Raw genomic sequence first — 1543 nt, forward strand, 5'->3', positions numbered from 1 at the left:
GACCCCCGGCGTTGGACTGCACCTTCGAGTCGGTCTGCGAGACCTGCACCTTCTTCCAGACCTCGATTGCCTTCCGCCCGACCCTGCAGGCCCAGCACGATCACGCCGCCGAGCATGATCAAACGGGTCGTCAGCAGCTCTTCGCGGGCCTGCTCAGCGACCTCGACCAGTCCGCATCCTGACCCCCCTTGACGCCGATCACCCACATAAGCGGGATGACCGTGCGCTCCGCGCGCACCATGGGATGACAGTGACCTCTACCGCGACTCGAGCCAGTGGTCGGGTGGGACGTCGGGTCGGTGCGGGACAGGGCGTTCTTGCTCATCCCATGCACCGGGGCCGAAGACGAGGTCGGCCACCGTGCGCCAGAAGCGTCCGGCGGCGGGGTTGTCGTGCTGGAAGGCGATCGACCACGGCCCGTGGTGCCGGCCCAGGACGTCGAGGGCGAGGTGCTGGCCCAGTCCCTCGCGGCGGACGACGGGGGCGATCCACAACGCCGCCAGGTTCCGGCGCCGGCCGGTGAGCCCGTCCACCACGGCGAAGCCGACGGGGGCCTGCTCACCGGTCCTGGGGTGCGCCCGCCAGGCCAGGTACGCGACGTGATCCTCGCCGGACGCGCGGGGCAGGTCCTGGGTCTGGTAGCGCCCGTCGGCGTAGGGCAGGGCGGCGACGGTGAGGGCCAGGTCGTGGCGGAAGCACTGCCACAGCCAGGCCAGGACGTCCCACTCCTGCTCGACCTGCACGGGCCGGATCGACAGGACGGGTGCGGTCATCGCGGGTTCGGTCACTGAGAGTCCAGGGGGCGGACGAGCTCGCGGAAGGTCCGCCCGGCGGGGCCGGTGAAGTCGCGCACGGCGGTGAAGCCGGCTTTGCGGCACAGGGCCAGGGAGCGTTCGTTGAAGGTGGCCACTGCGGTGCGCAGCTGGCTGGGTTGGAAGAGGTCGCGAGCCAGGGTGGCGACCTGCGGTAGCAGGTCGGAGGCCAGGCCGCGGCTGACCAGGTCCGGGCGCACGCCCAGGCCGACGTCGAGGACGTGGTCGTGGGGGTGCTGGCCGCGGACGCGGGCTTCAGGGCCCAGGACGCAGAAGGCGACGACCGCCCCATGCTGGTCCAAGGCTGGGTAGTAGCCGTGGCCGGTCTCGTCGCGGTCGGTGAACAGGGCTGTGTTGTCGGGGTCGACGTCGTAGAGGTCGAAGGGGGCTGGGTAGTTCCAGGCTGCGACGGTGCGGGCTTCTTCACCGGTCATGGTGTCTCGCGACAAGGCGCAGGTCGGGTGCGGTCATGAGGGTGCCTCCACGTTGAGGACTTGAGCTCGGGTGAGCTCAGACCGGAGAGTGGCCCCCGATCACCCACATATCAAGCATGAGCGCGACGTCCGTGACCGTGACGTCGGGGCCGGCCCGGGTGGGCGGCGGCGGTCAAGTCCCCAGAGGTGGTGTACGACGGTTTCCTCGTGATGCTTCGTGCGGTCAGGCCGTCAAGGCCTGCATCGTGAGGTCGGAGTTCACCTCCACCGAGCTCTGCGCGGCGCCGGCCGGGCTGG

General features: G+C 70.4%; 2 protein-coding genes and 1 pseudogene. 1 reads left to right on the forward strand and 2 read right to left on the reverse strand.

Going from position 1 to position 1543, the window contains the following annotated elements; translation table 11 throughout:
* Window positions 1-182: pseudogene (locus AB2L27_RS20095) on the forward strand (tyrosine-type recombinase/integrase); the annotation flags it as partial.
* A gap of 75 nt (window positions 183-257) precedes the next feature.
* Here AB2L27_RS20095 and AB2L27_RS20100 read toward each other — a convergent pair.
* Together AB2L27_RS20100 and AB2L27_RS20105 are read right to left on the reverse strand one after the other, a co-directional pair.
* Window positions 258-773, reverse strand: a complete 516-nt coding sequence (locus AB2L27_RS20100; RefSeq protein ID WP_370443266.1) for a GNAT family N-acetyltransferase — start codon at window positions 771-773, stop codon at window positions 258-260.
* An 11-nt stretch (window positions 774-784) separates the two neighbouring features.
* A complete protein-coding gene (locus AB2L27_RS20105) occupies window positions 785-1246 on the reverse strand; it encodes a GNAT family N-acetyltransferase (RefSeq protein ID WP_370443267.1) in 462 nt (153 codons plus the stop codon).
* Window positions 1247-1543 lie beyond the last annotated feature (297 nt).

It is taken from the genome of Kineococcus halophytocola, assembly GCF_041276425.1.
GTDB lineage: Bacteria > Actinomycetota > Actinomycetes > Actinomycetales > Kineococcaceae > Kineococcus > Kineococcus halophytocola.

Coding starts and splice junctions, on each gene's coding strand:
- AB2L27_RS20100 (WP_370443266.1), bottom strand. CDS start 773: ATGACCGCACCCGTCCTGTCGATCCGGCCCGTGCAGGTCGAGCAGGAG.
- AB2L27_RS20105 (WP_370443267.1), bottom strand. CDS start 1,246: ATGACCGGTGAAGAAGCCCGCACCGTCGCAGCCTGGAACTACCCAGCC.